At 67.4% G+C, this 17,992-nt stretch carries 15 protein-coding genes; 2 read left to right on the forward strand and 13 right to left on the reverse strand.

Annotated elements, in window-relative coordinates:
- Positions 1-14: 14 nt before the first annotated feature.
- The 3 genes from ACOMD9_RS14055 to hexR form a co-directional block, all read right to left on the reverse strand.
- Positions 15-1,103 carry a TRAP transporter substrate-binding protein gene (locus ACOMD9_RS14055; RefSeq protein ID WP_421416008.1) on the reverse strand — a complete coding sequence of 363 codons (1,089 nt, stop codon included), beginning with the start codon at positions 1,101-1,103 and terminating at the stop codon, positions 15-17.
- Positions 1,104-1,233: 130 nt separating this feature from the next.
- Positions 1,234-3,441, reverse strand: a complete 2,208-nt coding sequence (gene uvrD, locus ACOMD9_RS14060; protein WP_421416009.1) for a DNA helicase II — start codon at positions 3,439-3,441, stop codon at positions 1,234-1,236.
- Positions 3,442-3,634: 193 nt separating this feature from the next.
- Positions 3,635-4,498, reverse strand: coding sequence for a transcriptional regulator HexR (hexR, locus tag ACOMD9_RS14065; RefSeq protein WP_421416011.1), 864 nt, complete (start codon positions 4,496-4,498; stop codon positions 3,635-3,637).
- A gap of 264 nt (positions 4,499-4,762) precedes the next feature.
- On the opposite strand from hexR, the gene ACOMD9_RS14070 reads away from it, so the two are divergent.
- Positions 4,763-4,978: a PA3496 family putative envelope integrity protein gene (locus ACOMD9_RS14070; protein WP_421416014.1), complete on the forward strand. Its 216-nt coding sequence runs from the start codon at positions 4,763-4,765 to the stop codon at positions 4,976-4,978.
- Between the two features lie 99 nt (positions 4,979-5,077).
- Here ACOMD9_RS14070 and ACOMD9_RS14075 read toward each other — a convergent pair whose 3' ends face one another.
- Together ACOMD9_RS14075 and ACOMD9_RS14080 are read right to left on the reverse strand one after the other, a co-directional pair.
- Positions 5,078-6,418, reverse strand: coding sequence for a sodium-dependent transporter (locus tag ACOMD9_RS14075; RefSeq protein WP_421416017.1), 1,341 nt, complete (start codon positions 6,416-6,418; stop codon positions 5,078-5,080).
- Positions 6,419-6,767: 349 nt separating this feature from the next.
- Positions 6,768-7,616: a DUF72 domain-containing protein gene (locus tag ACOMD9_RS14080; RefSeq protein ID WP_421416018.1), complete on the reverse strand. Its 849-nt coding sequence runs from the start codon at positions 7,614-7,616 to the stop codon at positions 6,768-6,770.
- Positions 7,617-7,733: 117 nt separating this feature from the next.
- Here ACOMD9_RS14080 and ACOMD9_RS14085 point away from each other — a divergent pair, with 117 nt between their 5' ends.
- The gene (locus ACOMD9_RS14085; RefSeq protein WP_421416020.1) at positions 7,734-8,336 is read left to right on the forward strand and encodes an undecaprenyl-diphosphatase; all 603 of its coding nucleotides are present in this window, start codon (positions 7,734-7,736) and stop codon (positions 8,334-8,336) included.
- Between the two features lie 36 nt (positions 8,337-8,372).
- Here the strand turns inward: ACOMD9_RS14085 and glmS are convergent, their stop codons facing one another.
- The 8 genes from glmS to atpG form a co-directional block, all read right to left on the reverse strand.
- A complete protein-coding gene (gene glmS / locus ACOMD9_RS14090) occupies positions 8,373-10,208 on the reverse strand; it encodes a glutamine--fructose-6-phosphate transaminase (isomerizing) (protein WP_421416023.1) in 1,836 nt (611 codons plus the stop codon).
- Positions 10,209-10,219: 11 nt separating this feature from the next.
- A complete protein-coding gene (gene glmU / locus ACOMD9_RS14095; RefSeq protein WP_421416024.1) occupies positions 10,220-11,587 on the reverse strand; it encodes a bifunctional UDP-N-acetylglucosamine diphosphorylase/glucosamine-1-phosphate N-acetyltransferase GlmU in 1,368 nt (455 codons plus the stop codon).
- An 89-nt stretch (positions 11,588-11,676) separates the two neighbouring features.
- The gene (locus tag ACOMD9_RS14100) at positions 11,677-12,750 is read right to left on the reverse strand and encodes an FAD:protein FMN transferase (RefSeq protein ID WP_421416026.1); all 1,074 of its coding nucleotides are present in this window, start codon (positions 12,748-12,750) and stop codon (positions 11,677-11,679) included.
- 35 nt (positions 12,751-12,785) lie between these two features.
- Positions 12,786-13,583: an undecaprenyl-diphosphate phosphatase gene (locus ACOMD9_RS14105; RefSeq protein WP_421416028.1), complete on the reverse strand. Its 798-nt coding sequence runs from the start codon at positions 13,581-13,583 to the stop codon at positions 12,786-12,788.
- 117 nt (positions 13,584-13,700) lie between these two features.
- Complete coding sequence (mgtE, locus tag ACOMD9_RS14110) at positions 13,701-15,074, reverse strand: magnesium transporter (RefSeq protein ID WP_421416030.1); 1,374 nt, start codon at positions 15,072-15,074, stop codon at positions 13,701-13,703.
- A gap of 138 nt (positions 15,075-15,212) precedes the next feature.
- Positions 15,213-15,641, reverse strand: a complete 429-nt coding sequence (locus ACOMD9_RS14115) for a F0F1 ATP synthase subunit epsilon (protein ID WP_421416031.1) — start codon at positions 15,639-15,641, stop codon at positions 15,213-15,215.
- A 25-nt stretch (positions 15,642-15,666) separates the two neighbouring features.
- Positions 15,667-17,043 carry a F0F1 ATP synthase subunit beta gene (atpD, locus tag ACOMD9_RS14120; protein ID WP_421416033.1) on the reverse strand — a complete coding sequence of 459 codons (1,377 nt, stop codon included), beginning with the start codon at positions 17,041-17,043 and terminating at the stop codon, positions 15,667-15,669.
- 65 nt (positions 17,044-17,108) lie between these two features.
- Positions 17,109-17,990, reverse strand: coding sequence for a F0F1 ATP synthase subunit gamma (gene atpG, locus ACOMD9_RS14125; RefSeq protein ID WP_421416035.1), 882 nt, complete (start codon positions 17,988-17,990; stop codon positions 17,109-17,111).
- Positions 17,991-17,992 lie beyond the last annotated feature (2 nt).

Consider the following 17,992-nt stretch of genomic DNA (forward strand, 5'->3'; position numbering starts at 1 on the left):
AGTCCGACAGGCTCCTAGGCGCCCACGTTCTCGCGCGCCTTGAGGTAGGCGTACTCCCCAACGTCACTGAAGGGGCGCACCAGCTTCTGGAAGGCCAGGTAGGACTCGTAGACCTTCGCCGAGTCCGGGTCGGCTTCGGTCTGCGCCCGGATGACCTCCTTGGAGGACTCGAACAGCGCTTCCATGACGTCCTCGGGGAAGCTGCGCAGCTGCACGCCGTGCTCTTCCACCAGGGTCTCCAGCGCCTGGGCGTTGCGGTAGGCGAACTCGCTGATCATGGCCAGGTTGGAGGCCTTGGCGGCTTGGGTGACCACCGCCTTGAGGTCGTCGGGCAGGGCATTCCAGGCATCCAGGTTGACGGTGCCCTCGAGAATCGCGCTGGGCTCGTTCCAGGCCGAGGTGTAGTAGTAGTCGGCGACCTGGTGGAGGCCGAAGGCCAGGTCGTTGTAGGGACCGACCCAGTCGGCGGCATCCAGCACGCCGGTCTGCATGGAGGTGAAGATCTCGCCACCCGGCATGTTCACGGTCGTGACACCGATGCCGTTCATCGCCTCACCGGCCAGGCCCGGCAGGCGCAGTTTCAGCCCCTGCATGTCCTGGAGGGAGTTGATCTCCTTTTTGAACCAGCCGGCCATCTGGGCACCGGTATTGCCGACCGGGAACGGCTTGAGGTTGTGCTTGCCGTAGACCTCGTCCCACAGCTCCTGGCCACCGCCGTGGTAGAGCCAGGCATTGGTCTCGGTGGTGTTCATGCCGAAGGGCACGGCGGTGAAGAACTGGGAGGCCGCGACCTTGCCACGCCAGTAGTAGGAGGCCGAGTGGCCCATCTCGGCGGTGCCGGCGGCGACGGCATCGAAGACTTCCAGCGCCGGCACCAGTTCGCCGGCACCGTGAACGCGCACGCGCATGCGGCCCCCCGAGAGCTGCTCGATGCGCTCGGCGAAATCGTTGGCGCCGGTGCCCAGGGCGGGGAAGTTCTTGGGCCAGGAAGTGACCATGTCCCAGGTGATGGTCTCCTGGGCCTTGGCGGTGGAGACGAAGGGAGCGGCGACGGCGCCGGCGGTACCGAGGCCGACGGTCTTGAGGAATTTACGGCGTTGCATGGCGGGCATGACTCCAGGTGATTTTTATGATCCGCGCCGAGACGGCTGGCGCAAGGTGTCCACCCGTGAGTATGCGTCAAAGCCAAATTGACCGGCAAGCGTCGACATTTGACGTAGACGTCAACGGAAACTAGAGCGGCGTCAGCTTGGCGAAACCCAGCACCAGCCACTTGTCGCCCTCGCCCTCGAAGCTGACCTGCACCCGGGCACGCTCCCCCTCGCCCTCGGCATTGAGGATCACCCCCTCCCCGAACACCGGGTGCTGGACACGCTGTCCCAGGCTCAGGCTGGGGAGGTCGCTGCCGCCGTTGACCGTGGCCTGGCGCGAAAGGCCCACGGCCGGCCGACGGACGGTGACCGGCCGCGATATCTGCCCGCGCAGCCGGACCTCCTCGAGGAACTCCTCGGGAATCTCGCGCAGGAAGCGCGACGGCCGCTGGAAGGTCTCCTTGCCGTGCAGGCGGCGCAGCTCGGCGTGGGTCAGGTAGAGCTTGCGCATGGCGCGGGTCAGGCCCACATAGCAGAGCCTGCGCTCCTCCTCGAGGCGGCCCGGCTCCTCCATGGACATGCGGTGGGGGAAGAGCCCCTCCTCGACCCCCGCGATGAACACCACCGGAAACTCCAGTCCCTTGGCCGAGTGCAGGGTCATCAGCTGCACGCAGTCCTCGAAGTCATCGGCCTCGTGATCGCCGGCATTGAGTGCCGCCTCGGAGAGGAAGGCTTCCAGGGCCGCACCCCCTTCGCCGGCCACGGGCGGGTCCAGGGCCTCGCCCTGGGTGAAGGCACGTGCCGCAGTGACCAGCTCCTCCAGGTTCTCGACCCGAGCCTGGCCCTTCTCGCCCTTCTCGCTACGGTGGTGCTCGACCAGCCCGGAGACCTCGATCACCTGGTCGATGATCTCGTGCAGCGCCAGGCCGGCGGTGTCGTTGTCCAGCCGCTCGATCAGGTCGGCGAAGGCCGTCACCGCGCCGCCGGCACGCCCCTTGAGGGATGCATCGGCCAGGCCGTCGTGAAGCGCCTGCCACAGCGAGACGCCTGACTCCCGGGCGCGGGTGCGCAGGATCTCCACGGTGCGGGTGCCGATGCCGCGTGCGGGCACGTTGATCACCCGCTCCAGGGAGGCATCGTCGTCGCGGTTGAGCAGCAGGCGCAGGTAGGCCAGGGCGTTCTTGATCTCGAGGCGCTCGTAGAAGCGCTGGCCGCCGTAGATGCGGTAGGGCATGCCCTGGCGGATCAGGCTCTCCTCGAGCACGCGGGACTGGGCGTTGGAGCGGTAGAGGATGGCGATCTCGCGGCGGGCATGCCCCTCGTCGACCTTCTCCTTGATGGTGTCGACGATGAAGCGCGCCTCGTCGAGGTCGTTGAAGCCCGAATAGACGGAAATCGGCTCGCCGCGGTTGCCGGCCGTCCACAGCTCCTTGCCCATGCGGGCGGTGTTGTGGCTGATCAGGGCGTTGGCGGCATCGAGAATGGCACTGGTGGAGCGGTAGTTCTGCTCCAGGCGCACGGTACGGGTGTCGCTGAACTCCTCCTCGAAGCGGCGGATGTTCTCCACCCGGGCGCCGCGCCAGCCGTAGATCGACTGGTCGTCGTCGCCCACCACCGTCATCGGGGTCTGCATGCCGGTGAGCAGCTTGAGCCAGGCGTACTGCAGGGTGTTGGTGTCCTGGAACTCGTCCACCAGCACGTGGGCGAAGCGCTCCCGGTAGTGGGCCAGCAGCGCGGGGTTGTCGCGCAGCAGTTCCAGGCTCCTCAGCAGCAACTCGCCGAAGTCGACCAGGCCGCCCCGCTCGCAGGTGAGCTGGTAGCGCTCGTAGAGCTCGACCATCTGGCCCAGGTAGGCGTCGCCGTGGGCATCGACCTGGTGGGGGCGCAGCCCCTCCTCCTTGCAGCCGGAGATGAATGACTGCACCTGGCGCGGCGGGAAGCGCTCGTCGTCGATGCGGTGGTCCTTGAGCAGGCGCTTGACCAGGCGCAGCTGATCGTCGGAATCGATGATCTGGAAGTGCTGGGGCAGCCGGGCATCCTGCCAGTGGGTGCGCAGCAGGCGATGGGCGATGGAGTGGAAGGTCCCGACCCACACATGGCGCAGCGACAGGCCCAGCAGCGACTCCAGGCGGGTGCGCATCTCGCGGGCCGCCTTGTTGGTGAAGGTCACGGCCAGCACCGCATAGGGGGAGAGCCCCTCGGCCTGCATCAGCCAGGCGATGCGATGCACCAGCACCCGGGTCTTGCCGGAACCGGCGCCGGCCAGCACCAGCATGTTGCCCTGGGGGGCGCTCACCGCCTCGCGCTGGGCGGTGTTCAGGTGGTCGAGGATCGCCGTGACGTCGTCCATATCGGGAGCTACTGCGGGTAGAAAAATGGATGCTCAGCTTAGCATATCGGCCAGCCCAATCATCGAGGCGAGCGGCGCCGGGGACAGGTCGAAGCGGAGGTCATTCGTCAGGGATGACGAATGTAGCGCCCAGGGATGGGTCCACAGCGCCTCCGCGTGGACCTGTCACCGGGAAAGCCGCGTCTTCAGGTGGCTAAGGCTTCCCTTCCTGTTCGGGAAAGCGCAGCGGGGTGAGGCTCTTCTTCACTTCCCTGAGCTGCTCGGCGAGTCTGGGGCCGCGGGTCTTGGCCACGCCCACCGCGAGCACGTCGATCAGCGCCAGGTGGGCGATGCGCGAGCTCATGGGGGTGTAGATCTCGGTGTCCTCGTGGACATCGATGTAGAGCGGCAGGGTCACCTCCTCGGCCAGCGGCGAGCCGCTGGGACAGAGGCCGATCACCGTGGCGCCGGCCTCCCGGGCCAGGCGCACGCTGGCCACCAGCGCCCGGGTGCGGCCAGTCTGGGAGATGGCCACCACCACGTCGCCCTCCTTGAGGGTCACCGCCGACATGTTCTGCATGTGCGGATCGGCATAGGCCGCGGTGGAGATCTGCAGGCGGAAGAACTTGTGCTGGGCATCGAAGGCCACGGCCCCGGAGGCGCCGAAGCCGTAGAACTCCACGCGGTTGGCCATGGCCAGGGCGTTGATCGCCCGACTCAGCGCCTCGTTGTCGAGGCGGTCGCGCACCGACAGCAGGGTGCCCACGGTGGAGTCGAAGATGCTCTGCGAGAATTCCGCCACCGAGTCGCTGTCGTTCATCGAGAACTGGGCGAACTGGCTGCCGGTGGCCAGCATCTGGGCCAGCTGGAGCTTGAAGTCCTGGAAGCCGTTGCAGCCGAGCGCCCGGCAGAAACGCACCACCGTGGGCTCGCTCACCTTGGCCTCGGTGGCCAGGTCGACGATGCGCATGTGGATGACTTCCTCGGGGTTGCGCAGCACGAAGCGCGCGACCTTCTGCTCGGAGCGGCGGAAGTGCTCCATGCGACGTCTCATCTCATCGAACAGGGCGCGGCTCACGGGATACTCCTTGCTTGCGGGTCGCCACGACACGGGGGGCGAGACGACGGAAAAGATGGCTGGCTGCTGACCACAGTATGCCCCAAGCCGCGTGTCCATGCTCACTGGCCGGAGCATTCCTCCCCGGGAAACCCTGCGTTGGCACAGCGTTGTGGCAGGCCGACCCATGCCGCCATAATTCTGTCAAGTGCGGTATAGTAGGAATTGCAGTGTCGCGCAGCGTCCATGATGCCGGCACCTTCACTGCAGACAGGAGAGTCGATCATGCGCAATGTCGAACGGTTAACCTCCCTCAAGAGTGAACTTCTCGACATCTTCATGAGCATGCAAGTGGCCGAACACGAGCAGCGTTCACGGACCGCCGCCCAGCGCAACCTGCGCGCCCGCCGCGGTATCGAACTGCACAACGAGTTCAAGCGCCTGTCCCGGGACATCGCCCAGCTCCCCGAAGACGAACTGGCCGAGGACGAGATGCACTGACATCCCGGCCCGCCGACGGGTCACCGGGATCCATACGCTGCGAGCCCCGCCTGGGCGGGGCTCGCAGGGGGGTTCGCCCCCAGCATATCGGCATATGACTCACAGGCTGGAGACGAACACCAGGATCACCCCGATGGGTGCGACGTAGCGCGCCACCAGGTGCCAGAGTTTCTCGGCACCGCCCTCGATATTCAGCTCGGCGGCCACGCTCCGGCGGTCCAGACACCAGGCGACGAAGAGGATCGCTCCCAGGCCGGTCAACGGCAGCAGGAACTTGCTGGTGAAGGTATCCAGCAGGTCGAAGACGTTGAGCCCGAAGATCAGGAAGCTGTCCCAGACGTTGAAGGACATCAGCGCCGCGATGCCCAGCGCCCAGACCGCCGCGCCCCCCACCAGGGTTGCCGCCACGCGGGACAGCGGGGTGCGCTCCTCCATCAGCTCCACCACCGGCTCCAGCAGCGAGATCGCCGAGGTCAGCGCCGCGAAGGTCAGCAGCAGGAAGAACATCAGGCCGAGGAGCGTGCCGCCGGTCATGTTGCCGAAGGCCACCGGCAGGTTGATGAAGATCAGCCCCGGACCATCGGCGGGACTCATGCCGTTGGCGAAGACGATGGGGAAGATCGCCAGGCCGGCCAGCAGGGCGATGGCGGTATCCAGGATGATCACCGTGCGGGCGGTGCCGATCAGGCTGACGTCCTCGCCCAGGTAGGACCCGTAGGCCATCATGATGCCCATGCCCAGCGACAGGGTGAAGAACGCCTGCCCCATGGCCGCCAGCACCACGCCGCCGGTGACCGCGCCCCAGTCGGGGCGGAACATGAAGGCCAGGGCCTCGCCGAAGTGGCCGGTGGTCATGCCGTAGCCGACCAGCACGATCAGCAGCACCACCAGGGCCGGCATCAGGGTACGCACCGCACCCTCGAGCCCCTTGGTGACGCCGCGGGCGACGATCCAGATCACCAGCGCCATGAAGGCGGTGTGCCACAGGGTCAGCATGCCGGGGCTGCCCAGCAGGTCGCCGAAGATGGCGCCGGTGCCGTCGGCATTCTGGCCGGTGAATCGGCCGGTGACGGAACCCAGGGTGTAGGAGAGCGACCAGCCGCCGATCACGCTATAGAAGGAGAGGATCAGGAAGGCCGCCAGCACGCCGCTGACCCCCACCAGCACCCAGGCCGGCAGGTGGCCCCCCTTGCGGGCCAGGTCGGCCATGGCGTTGATGGGGTTCTCCTGGCCGCGGCGGCCGATCAGCCACTCCGCCACCAGGATCGGCAGGCCCACCAGGGCCACGCAGGCCAGGTAGATGAGCACGAAGGCCGCGCCACCGCTGTCACCCACCATGTAGGAAAACCGCCAGATATTGCCCAGCCCCACCGCGGACCCCGCGGCGGCGAGCACGAAGGTCATCTTCGACGACCACTGCGCATGTACGTGTTTAGACATGAATCACCCTGATTGTGCGTGTCGCCATCGACCGGTCAGGCGCGATGACGGCTTATGCTTGTAGTTGCCACGTCCAGGGCGCCGTGGGTGGCACGACACCGACCAGAGCATGACAGGATCCAGGCAGGATCACTGCCGAGTCGCGTCCCCGCATGCCGGGGGCCGGGTGGCCCCGAGACCGGGAACGCCGGATGCCGGAGATTCGCGGAAAATGTGCTGGTTCGGCGCAGAATCCGGGAATATCTATGGGTAATGGCACTCCGGGGCATAAAACTATCCGATCAAGCCGCAGATGACCAGCCGAAGGCATTACATGAGCAGACCCGGATATCGGCAAGCCCCCAGGGGCTCAGAACAGCCGCGCCTGGTCCTCACCGGGAAAGGCGGGAAGGGGAGGGAGTGAACACTGTTCGGCAAGCCGGGAAACCAGCCGCCGAGCGAGTTCCGGCGCCCGACGGTTGTCGGGTGTATGCACAAGCAGGAAAGGGGTTTTCCCCTGTTTTATCCACAGGCAGAGCCGCTCTATCCAGGGGGTGAAGTAGCGCTCGTTGATCTCGTCATCGAGATGACCGATGAAGCGCACCAGCGGCCGACCTCCCGTGGAAAGCACGTGTAATGGGCGTTTCGGCTTCTCTCCCTGGGCCTTGCGCAGCCCGGGATGACCGCCGGGTGGCGTCGAGAAGAGCGGCCGCACGTCGAGCATCACCCGGTCGGCGCCATGAGTTATCAACAAGCGGTTGAGGGCGATCTCGGCCGCCCCCTTGTGGAAGAATTCCCTGTGACGGACCTCCACCGCACAGGGAATTCCCGATGGCCAGCGAGACAGCAGGGCTTCCAGCCGGGGAAGCTCCTCGGCGCCAAAGTCCCGGGGCAGCTGCACCATCAAGGGACCCAGGCGATCATGCAGCGGCGCCAGGGCCGTGAGGAAGGCATCCAGCTCGGCCTCGACCCCGGCCAGCCGCCGCTCGTGGGTCAGGGTCGCGGGCAGCTTGAAGCAGAAGCGGAAATCCGCCGGGGCCTGGCGTGACCAGGCCGCCACCGTCTCGGGGCGCGGCGGTCCGCTGTAGAAGGTGGTATTGCCTTCCACGGCGGTGAACACCCGCGCATACTCCTCGAGCCCGCCCCCACGGGGCGGATAGAGGCTGCCGCGCCAGTCGGGATTGGCCCACATGGGCAGTCCGAGATACAGTCCGGGCATCCTGGTCACCCTTCCGTAACAAAAAGGCAATGAAGCCCCGGGGAATCGCTGGCAACCTCTCGCCATCGACGCCTCACCGATGATGGACGCGCCTCACGGCGCCGAGCAATGACACCCATGGACACGCCCCTCAATCTCGCCCTGTTCGAGCTGTTCAACGCCGCGCCCGACACGGATCCACGCTGGCTGCTGGTGGCCGAGCTCGCCGCGGTCTACCTGATCTGGTCGATCCCGGCGCTGCTGGTGGTCGGCTGGCTGCGTGGCAGCGAGCGGCTCAAGCAGCCCCTGCTCGAGGCCTTCATGGCCACCCTGCTGGCGCTGGCGGCGAGCTGGCTGATCGGGCTGCTATGGCCCCTGCCTCGCCCCTTCATGGTCCCCATCGGCCAGACCTTCCTGGCGCATGCACCGACGCCGGCCTTTCCCAGCAACCACCTGACCATCATGCTGACCATGGCCTTCAGCCTGCTGCTGCACGCCGGTACCCGGCGCATCGGCCGCGTCCTGCTGCTGCTGGCGCTGCCGGTGGCCTGGGCGAGGATCTTTCTCGGCGTGCACTTCCCGCAGGACATGCTGGGCGGCGCCCTGCTGGCCGCCGCCACCGCCCTGCTGGTGGGGGCCAGTCGCGACTGGCTGGTCCTGCCCTTCTATCGGCGGGTGGCGAGGCGGCTCTATCACCTGCTGTTCGCCCGGCTGATCGCGCAGGGCTGGGTGGAGCGCTGACCCCGGGCCGGTGGCATGGCACCGGCCCGGTCGGCGCTACTCCACCGTCACCGACTTGGCCAGGTTGCGGGGCTGGTCCACATCGGTGCCCTTGAGCACCGCCACGTGATAGCTGAGCAGCTGCAGAGGCACGGTGTAGAGGATCGGCGCCAGCGCCTCGTGGACATGGGGCAGACGCAGCACCCGGATCCCCTCCTCTTCGTCCAGCCCGACCCCCTCGTCGGCGAAGACGAACAGCTCGCCACCCCGGGCCCGCACCTCCTGGAGGTTGGACTTCAGCTTGTCCAGGAGCTCGTCGTTGGGCGCCACGGAGATGACCGGCATCTCGCTGTCCACCAGCGCCAGGGGGCCGTGCTTGAGCTCCCCGGCCGGGTAGGCCTCGGCGTGGATGTAGGAGATCTCCTTGAGCTTCAGCGCACCCTCCAGGGCGATGGGGAAGTGCGCCCCACGGCCCAGGAAGAGGGCGTGGTGCTTCTCGGCGAAGGCCATGGAGAGCGCCTCGATCTCGGGGTCCAGCGCCAGCACTCGCTCCACCAGCCCCGGGAGGCCACGCAGCGCCGTGACCAGCTCGGCCTGAACGCCGTCGTCGAGGCCCTTGACCCGGCCCAGCGCCAGGGTCAGCAGCATCAGGGCGGCGAGCTGGGTGGTGAAGGCCTTGGTCGAGGCGACGCCGATCTCCGGGCCGGCCTGGGTCATCAGCGTCAGGTCCGACTCGCGCACCAGCGAGCTTCCCGGCACGTTGCAGATCGCCAGGCTGGCCAGGTAGCCGCGCTCCCGGGCGAAGCGCAGCGCCGCCAGGGTATCGGCGGTCTCCCCGGACTGTGACAGGGTCACGAAGAGGGTCCCTTCCGGCACCACCACCGGGCGGTAGCGGTACTCCGAGGCGACCTCCACCTGCACCGGCACCCCGGCGAATCGCTCCAGCCAGTAGCGGGCCACCAGGCCGGCATGGTAGCTGGTGCCACAGGCGACGATATGGATCTGGCGGACACGCGCGAACAGCGCCTCGGCCTGGGGACCGAAGCTCTCCACCAGCACCGACCGCTCGCCCAGGCGCCCCTCCAGGGCCGCGGCGATCACCGCCGGCTGCTCATGGATCTCCTTGAGCATGAAATGGCGATACTCGCCCTTGCTGGCCGCACCATCGCCGTGCTCGAAGGTCTGCACCTCGCGCTCGACCGCCTGCCCCGCGGCGCCGAACACCGCGATGCCACCCCGCGCCGACAGCCGCACCACGTCACCCTCCTGGAGGTAGATGAAACGGTCGGTGACCTGCAGCAGGGCCAGGGGGTCGGAGCCCAGGAAGGCCTCGTCGATGCCCACGCCCACCACCAGCGGGCTGCCCTTGCGGGCACCGACGATGACATCGGGCTCGTCGGCATGCATCACGGCCAGGGCATAGGCACCCTCGAGCCGGGCCAGTACCCGCTGCACCGCGGCCAGCAGGCCATCCGCGGCGTGGTACTCGCGTTCCACCAGGTGGGCCACCACCTCGGTGTCGGTCTCCGAGTCGAAGCGGTAGCCCTCGGCGACCAGTTCACGACGCAGCGCCTCGTGGTTCTCGATGATGCCGTTGTGCACCACCGCCAGCCGCTCGCCGGACTGGTGGGGATGGGCATTCGCCTCGCTGGGCCGGCCATGGGTCGCCCAGCGGGTATGGGCGATGCCGCAGCGGCCGGGCAGCGGTTCGGCCGCCAGGCGCTCCTCGAGCGCCGCCACCTTGCCGACGGCACGACGGCGCTGCAGCGCCCCCCCGGGGGACTGGACGGCCATGCCCGCCGAGTCGTAGCCACGATACTCGAGCCGCTTGAGCCCCTCGAGCAGGATCCCCTGGACGTTGCGCTCGGCAACGGCACCCACGATTCCACACATGCGATCTCTCCTCAGGGTTCCTGGCGCTTGGTCGGCCGCGGCCAGTCGGCCTTGCTGACCTGGCGGCCACGAGAGACCGCCAGGGCATTGTCGGGGACATCCTTGCTGATGGTCGAGCCGGCCCCCACGGTGGCGCCCTTGCCGACGCTGACCGGCGCGACCAGGGCGGTGTTGGAGCCGATGAAGGCGTCGTCGGCGATCTCGGTACGGTGCTTGTTGGCACCGTCATAGTTGCAGGTGATGGTACCGGCACCGACATTGACGCCGCGTCCCAGCGAGGCGTCGCCCACATAGCTCAGGTGGTTGATCTTGCTGCCCTCGCCCACCTCGACGTTCTTGGTCTCGACGAAATTGCCGATCCTGGCCCCCACCGCCAGCCGCGAGCCGGGGCGCAGCCGGGCGAAGGGGCCGATGCGGTTGCGACCGGCCACCACCGCGCCCTCGATGACGCTGTGGGGTTCGATCACCGTCTCGGCGCCGATGTGGCTGTCGCGGATCACGCAGTGGGAACCGATGCGGACGCCCTCGCCCAGCTCTACCTCGCCCTCGAAGATGCAGCCCACGTCGATCTCGACGTCGTGGCCGCAGCTCAGGTGGCCACGGATGTCGAGGCGCTCCGGGTCGAGCAGTGCGACGCCCTCGACCATCAGCCGCTCGGCGAGCTCGCGCTGGTGGGCACGCTCCAGACGCGCCATCTGGGCCCGGTTGTTGACCCCTTCCACCTCCAGCGCCCGGGCCGGCTGGGTGGTGACGATCCTCACCCCCTCGGCGGCGGCCAGGGCGATCACATCGGTCAGGTAGTACTCGCCCTGGGCATTGTCCGCCGAGAGCTGCGGAAGCCAGCGCCTGAGCTGGGCCGCGGTCATCGCCATGATCCCGGTATTGCACTCGCGGATGGCGAGCTCCTCCCGGGAAGCGTCCTTGTGCTCGACGATGGCCACCGCCTCACCGGCGTCGTTGCGCAGGATGCGGCCGTAGCCGGAGGGGTCGTCCAGGGTCACGGTCAGCAACCCCATGTGCTGCTCGTCGACACCCTCCAGCAGCGTCATCAGGGTCTCGCGGCGAATCAGCGGCACGTCGCCGTAGAGCACCAGCACCCGGCCATGGCCCAGCCCGTCCAGCGCCTGGGCCAAGGCGTGGCCGGTGCCCTTCTGCTCGGCCTGCAGGGCGAAGCGCACCTCGCAGTCGGCCAGCGCCTCGCGCACATGCTCGGCCCCATGGCCCACCACCACATGGGTGTGCTCGGCCTCGAGCCGGCGAGCGGTGTCGATCACATGGCGCACCATCGGCTTGCCGGCCAGGCGGTGCAGCACCTTGGGAAGGGTCGAGCGCATCCGCGTGCCCTGTCCGGCCGCGAGAATCACCACGTCAAGCGTCATCAATGACTCCTTGTCCATTATCACAATCGCTATAGTCTAGATGGTACCGGGGCCGGCACTCCATGCCGGCCAGGCAAGGGTTGTTCCCGTCAGCTGACCTCGAGGCCGAGCTCCTCGACCAGCGCCTCGCCGAAGGCATCCACGAAGGCGGGACTGACGCGGCTGCTCCAGGTTCCCTCCTCCTCGCGGACGATCATCAGCACACTGAGCCCCTGCTCGTGGGCCAGGGCCATGCCCGCCTCTTCCCCGAGCACCATCAGCGCCGTGGCCCAGGCATCCGCCCAGGCGTTGGAGGGGTGGGCCACCGTCACCGAGGCCAACCGGTGGGTGATGGGCCGGCCGGTACGGGGGTCGAGGGTATGGGAGTAGCGCCGGCCGTCGTCCTCGAAGTAGTTGCGGTAGTCGCCGGAGGTGGCCACCGAGATGTCATGCAGCGGCACCACGTGCCGTGCCTCCTGGCGATCGTCCAGTGGCGCCTCGATGCCGATGCGCCAGGGCTGGCCGTCACCATCGCGATAGCCGCGCACGCTCAGGTCCCCTCCGAGATTCACCAGGTGGTGCTCGATACCCTCCCGGTTCAGGTAGGCGGCGACGCGATCGGTGGCATGGCCCTTGGCCACACCGCCCAGGTCGACGAAGACATCGCGCAGGCGGCGGGCCTGGAGCCCCTCCACGTCGACCTCGATGCTGTCGGGGCCGATCTCGGCCAGGCGCCGGGCCAGGGTCTCGTCATCGGGAATCTCGCGGGGGCGCGCCTCGGAACCGAAGCTCCAGAGGTTGACCAGGGCACCGACCGTGGTATCGAAGGCGCCCTCGGATGCCTCGGCCACCGACTGGCTGATCGCCAGCACCTCGACCAGTTCGTCGGAGAGTGGCTGCCACTCGCCGACCGGGGCCCGGTTGAAGGTCATGAGCTCCGAATCCTCGCGATAGATCGACATGGAGGCATCGACCGCCTCGAGCACTTCCAGAATACCCTCCTCCAGCGCCCGGGCCTCGCCCTGGGTCAGGGGGTCGGCGATGGTCACCTGGTAGAAGCTGCCGAAGATCGCCCCCTCCAGGCGCACCGGGGAGTCCAGGGGCCGGTCGTTCTCCGAGCAGGCTGCCAGCAACGCGGCGAACACCGACAGCAGCGACAACGACAGCAGACGGGACAGGGTCATGGGTCACGGGTCTCCAGCAGACGGGTGGTGGGAGCTTACCAGAACAGCCACAGCAGCCAGAGTCCCAGCACGATGCGATAGGCCACGAAGGGCTGCATGCCGACCCGGCGGATGAAGACCAGGAAATAGTGGATGCACAGGTAGGCGCTGATGCCCGACAGCAGCGTGCCCACCACCAGGGTCGACCACTCCACGGCCCGGGGCTCGCTGGCCAGCCCGACGATCTCGAGGGCACTGGCCAGCACGATGACCGGGATCGACAGCAGGAAGGAGAAGCGTGCCGCCCCTTCGCGACTCATCCCCAGCAGCAGCGCCGCGGTGATGGTGATGCCGGAGCGGGAGGTACCGGGGATCAGCGCCAGCGCCTGGGCCAGGCCGATCAGCACGGCGTCCTTCAGGGTCAGCTGGTACTCGCTGCGACCGTTGCGTCGGCGCCAGTCGGCCACGCCCAGCAGCACGCCGAAGCCGATCAGGCCGCCGGCGATGATCAGCGGCGAGCGCATGCCGACCTCGATGGCATCGCGGGAGGCGAAACCGACCACGCTGACCGGAATCGTCGCCAGCAGTACCCACCAGGCCAGGCGAGCGTCCCGGTCGGGCGTCCCGCCACGCAGCGAACCGGTCCAGCTGACGATCATGCGCGCCAGTTCGTGGCGGAAGTAGAGCACCACCGCCGCCAGGCTGCCGAGGTGCAGGGCCACGTCGAAGGCCAGGCCCTGGTCCGTCCAGTCGGTGAGCACCGGCACCAGGATCAGGTGAGCGGAGCTGGAGACCGGCAGGAACTCGGTCAGTCCCTGGACGATGGAGAGCACGGCAACCTGTAGCCAGTCCATGGCGCTTCCTGTGTGGGTGGACGAAGCCGAGCATACACATCCGTCCGCACGTTGTCCGCCTCGCCGGCATGACGACCGAACCCGGACTGTGCACCGTCGGCGACGGGGGTGTCGCGGTCAGAGTCCGGTGAGGATCGCCGTGGCGATGCTGAAGTAGATCAGCACCCCCGAGGCGTCGATCAGTGTCGTCACCAGCGGTGCCGAGGCGGTGGCCGGGTCCCAGCCCAGCCGGTCGAGCAGGAAGGGCAGGCACATGCCCAGCAGGCTGCCGAACAGCACGATGGTGACCATGCTCATGGACACCACCATGGCCACCGCCTCGCCACCGCGCATCACCCCGATGGGGGCCACCGCCAGCGCCATGGTCAGGCCCAGGGAGCCGGCCACCAGCAGCTCGCGCCCCAGCAGGGTCCCCCAGTCCTTGACCCCGACGTCGCCGGTGGCCATGCCGCGCACCATCAGGGTGGCGGCCTGGGCGCCGGCGTTGCCACCGCTGCCGATCAGCAGCGGCAGGAAGAACACCAGGGCCACCTGGGCGGCGATGGTGTCCTCGAAATAGGCGATACCGGCCCCGGAGAAGAGGTTGGCGAACACCAGCAGCACCAGCCAGGTCACCCGCTTGCGGTAGAGGCTCCAGATCGGCACCCGGCTGACACCGTCTTCCAGCTGGCCGATGGACATCCCCTTGTGGATATCCTCGGTGGCCTCGGATTCGGCCACGTCCATGGCGTCATCGTGGGTGACGATGCCCACCAGGCGCTCCTCGGCGTCGACCACCGGGACCGCCAGCAGGTCGTAGCGGGCCACCACGCGGGCGACCTCCTCCTGCTCCTCGTCCACGGAGATGCTGATCACGTCCTTGATCATCAGGTCGTCGACCTTCGCACCGGGCCGCGCCACCATCAGCTGGCGCAGCGACAGGGTACCGGCCAGGCGGCCGTCGGGATCGATGATGTAGAGCTGGTAGACGGTCTCGGCGTCCGGGGCCGTCTGGCGCACCCGCATCATCGCCTGGGAGACCGTCATGCCACTGGGGATGGCCACGTAGTCCGAGGTCATGATCGCCCCGGCGGTGCCCTCCTCGTAGCTGGCCAGGCGCTTGAGGTCCTCGCGCTCCTGCCGCGCCATGCGGCGCAACAGGCCCTCGCGACGATCCTCGTCGAGCAGGTTGAAGAGGTCGGCTCGTTCGTCCGACCCCATCTCCACCAGCACCGAAAGCAGCGTTTCGTCGGACATCGCCTCGGCCACATCGGTCTGCTCCTCGCCCGGCAGGTAACCGAGCACATTGGCCCGCCGTTCGATGGGCAGGCAATCGAGCAGGGCGATGGCGATGGGAAGGTCATCCTCTTCGGCGAGGATGTCCTCGACGATCTCGGCGATATCCGCGGAACGCAGCTCCGGCAAGAGTTCATCGAGACGCTCGCTCTGGCCCTCGGACAGGGCCGCCAGCAACGCCTCCTTCTGTTCCTGCAGGGACTCATTCAATGACATGGGCATCCTCCTGACGCCGCCAGGCGGCAGGCAGGAACTGCCTGCGCGGAGACGTGTTGTGCTGCGAGCATGATATCAGACACGAAAACGCCCCCCGAACAGTGATCCGGGGGGCGTCTTCCACGGCAGGAGCGTCGATCAGCCCTTGCCGGCCTTCTTGCGCAGTTGCTGGATGGTGCGCAGCTGCGCCACGGCTTCGGCGAGCTCGGCCGCGGCACGGGTGTAATCCAGTTCCGCGGACTTGTCGTTGAACGCCTTCAGCGCATGCTGGCGGGCTTCCTCGGCGGAGGCCTCGTCCAGGTCCCTGGCGCGGGCCGCCGAGTCGGCGAGGATGGTCACCACGTCCGGCTGCACTTCCAGGAAGCCGCCGGAGACGTAGTAGTTCTCCTCATGCCCACCGTCATGGATCACGCGGATCGGGCCAGGCTGGAGCTCGGTCAGCAGCGGGGCATGCCCCGGGAGGATACCCAGGTCGCCCATCATGCCGGCGGCGACCACCTGCTCGACCTCGCCGGAGAAGACCGAGGCCTCGGCGCTCACGATTTCGCACTTGAAGCTGTTCGCCATAGCGAAGTCCCCCTGGTGGACGGCCTTACTTCATCTGGTTGGCTTTCTCGACGGCCTCGTCGATGCTGCCCACCATGTAGAAGGCCTGCTCCGGCAGATCGTCGTACTCGCCGTCGAGGATGCCCTGGAAACCACGGATGGTGTCCTTCAGCGACACGTACTTGCCCGGGGAGCCGGTGAACACCTCGGCCACGAAGAACGGCTGCGACAGGAAACGCTGGATCTTCCGCGCCCGGGCCACGGCCTGCTTGTCCTCGTCGGACAGCTCGTCCATGCCCAGGATCGCGATGATGTCCTTGAGCTCCTTGTAGCGCTGCAGCACGTTCTGCACGCCGCGGGCGGTGTCGTAGTGCTCCTCGCCGACGACCAGCGGATCCAGCTGACGCGAGGTGGAGTCCAGCGGATCGATGGCCGGGTAGATACCCAGCTCGGCGATGGAGCGCGCCAGTACCACGGTGGCGTCCAGGTGCGAGAAGGTGGTCGCCGGCGACGGGTCGGTCAGGTCATCCGCGGGCACGTAGACGGCCTGCACGGAGGTGATCGAGCCGGTCTTGGTGGAGGTGATGCGCTCCTGCAGGACGCCCATCTCCTCGGCCAGGGTCGGCTGGTAGCCCACCGCGGAGGGCATGCGGCCCAGCAGCGCCGATACCTCGGTACCCGCCAGGGTGTAGCGGTAGATGTTGTCGACGAACAGCAGCACGTCGCGGCCTTCGTCGCGGAACTTCTCGGCGATGGTCAGGCCGGTCAGCGCCACGCGCAGGCGGTTGCCCGGCGGCTCGTTCATCTGGCCGTAGACCAGCGACACCTTGTCGATGACGTTGGATTCGGTCATCTCGTGGTAGAAGTCGTTGCCCTCACGGGTCCGCTCACCGACCCCCGCGAACACCGAGTAACCGCTGTGCTCGGTGGCGATGTTGCGGATCAGCTCCATCATGTTGACGGTCTTGCCCACGCCGGCACCGCCGAACAGGCCGACCTTGCCGCCCTTGGCGAACGGGCAGACCAGGTCGATGACCTTGATGCCGGTCTCCAGCAGCTCCTCGGAGGCCGCCTGGTCGGCGTAGCTCGGCGCCTTGCGGTGGATCGGCATGCGCTCCTGCTCGCCGATGTCGCCGGCCTCGTCGATGGGCTCGCCGAGCACGTTCATGATGCGACCCAGGGTCTCCTTGCCCACCGGCACGGAGATGGCCGCACCGGTGTTGGTGACCTCCAGGCCGCGCCTGAGACCCTCGGTGGAGCCCATGGCGATGGTGCGCACCACGCCGTCGCCCAGCTGCTGCTGGACCTCGAGCACGGTCTCCTTCTCGGAGACCTTCAGCGCGTCGTAGACCTTGGGAACGTTGTCCCGCGGAAACTCTACGTCAATCACCGCGCCGATGATTTGTACGATACGTCCGCTCATCTTGGTTCCTCTCAAATACCTGAAAATGAAACCTGCATGCCGGGAGGGTCTCCCCTCCCCTGGCGCTATACGGCGGCGGCGCCACCGACGATCTCGGAGATCTCCTGGGTGATGGCGGCCTGACGGGCCTTGTTGTACACCATCTCCAGGTCGTCGATCAGACCGCCGGCGTTGTCGGTGGCGCTCTTCATGGCGATCATCCGCGCTGCCTGTTCGCAGGCGCCGTTCTCGACCACCGACTGATAGACCTGCGATTCGATGAAGCGAATCAGCAGGCTATCGAGCAGCGCCTTGGCATCCGGCTCATACAGGTAGTCCCAGCTTCCGGGACGCTTGTTTTCCTCGTGATGCGCATCCGCTCCCATGTCGGGAGACAGGGGCAACAACTGCCTGACCACCGGCTTCTGCGTCATGGTGTTGACGAACTCGTTGTACACCACGAACAGCCGATCGAGGCGCCCCTCGTCGTACGCATCCAGCATGACCTTGACGCTACCGATCAGATCCTCGACCTCGGGCGATTCGCCCAGGCCGCTCTTCGCCGCCACGAGGTTGCCCCCGTAGCTGCGGAAGAAGCCGCCGGCCTTGGAGCCCAGGGCACAGAAGTCGAGCTCGGCGCCCTCGTCGCGCCACGCCTTGGCATCCCTGAGCACGGCCTTGAACAGGTTGACGTTCAGACCGCCACACAGGCCGCGGTCGGTGGAGACCACGATGTAGCCGACCCGCTTGACGTCACGCTCGATCATGTAGTCGTGCTTGTACTCGGGATTGGCGTCGGCAATATGGCTCACGACGTTGCGGATCTGCCGGGCGTAAGGCTGGCTGGCCTTCATCAGATCTTGTGCCTTACGCATCTTCGACGCAGCGACCATTTCCATGGCGCTGGTGATCTTCTGCGTATTCTTGATGCTCCCGATCTGGGTGCGTATCTCTTTTGCAGCTGCCATAG

The organism is Halomonas terrestris, from assembly GCF_049166755.1.
GTDB lineage: Bacteria > Pseudomonadota > Gammaproteobacteria > Pseudomonadales > Halomonadaceae > Halomonas.

Bases quoted from the DNA above. Each gene is read 5' to 3' on its own strand.
- uvrD (WP_421416009.1), bottom strand. From the start codon at position 3,441: ATGGACGACGTCACGGCGATCCTCGACCACCTGAACACCGCCCAGCGC.
- glmS (WP_421416023.1), bottom strand. From the start codon at position 10,208: ATGTGTGGAATCGTGGGTGCCGTTGCCGAGCGCAACGTCCAGGGGATC.
- ACOMD9_RS14105 (WP_421416028.1), bottom strand. From the start codon at position 13,583: ATGGACTGGCTACAGGTTGCCGTGCTCTCCATCGTCCAGGGACTGACC.
- atpD (WP_421416033.1), bottom strand. From the start codon at position 17,043: ATGAGCGGACGTATCGTACAAATCATCGGCGCGGTGATTGACGTAGAG.
- atpG (WP_421416035.1), bottom strand. From the start codon at position 17,990: ATGGCAGCTGCAAAAGAGATACGCACCCAGATCGGGAGCATCAAGAAT.
- ACOMD9_RS14055 (WP_421416008.1), bottom strand. From the start codon at position 1,103: ATGCAACGCCGTAAATTCCTCAAGACCGTCGGCCTCGGTACCGCCGGC.
- ACOMD9_RS14100 (WP_421416026.1), bottom strand. From the start codon at position 12,750: ATGACCCTGTCCCGTCTGCTGTCGTTGTCGCTGCTGTCGGTGTTCGCC.
- ACOMD9_RS14080 (WP_421416018.1), bottom strand. From the start codon at position 7,616: ATGCCCGGACTGTATCTCGGACTGCCCATGTGGGCCAATCCCGACTGG.
- mgtE (WP_421416030.1), bottom strand. From the start codon at position 15,074: ATGTCATTGAATGAGTCCCTGCAGGAACAGAAGGAGGCGTTGCTGGCG.
- ACOMD9_RS14085 (WP_421416020.1), top strand. From the start codon at position 7,734: ATGGACACGCCCCTCAATCTCGCCCTGTTCGAGCTGTTCAACGCCGCG.
- ACOMD9_RS14075 (WP_421416017.1), bottom strand. From the start codon at position 6,418: ATGTCTAAACACGTACATGCGCAGTGGTCGTCGAAGATGACCTTCGTG.
- ACOMD9_RS14115 (WP_421416031.1), bottom strand. From the start codon at position 15,641: ATGGCGAACAGCTTCAAGTGCGAAATCGTGAGCGCCGAGGCCTCGGTC.
- glmU (WP_421416024.1), bottom strand. From the start codon at position 11,587: ATGACGCTTGACGTGGTGATTCTCGCGGCCGGACAGGGCACGCGGATG.
- ACOMD9_RS14070 (WP_421416014.1), top strand. From the start codon at position 4,763: ATGCGCAATGTCGAACGGTTAACCTCCCTCAAGAGTGAACTTCTCGAC.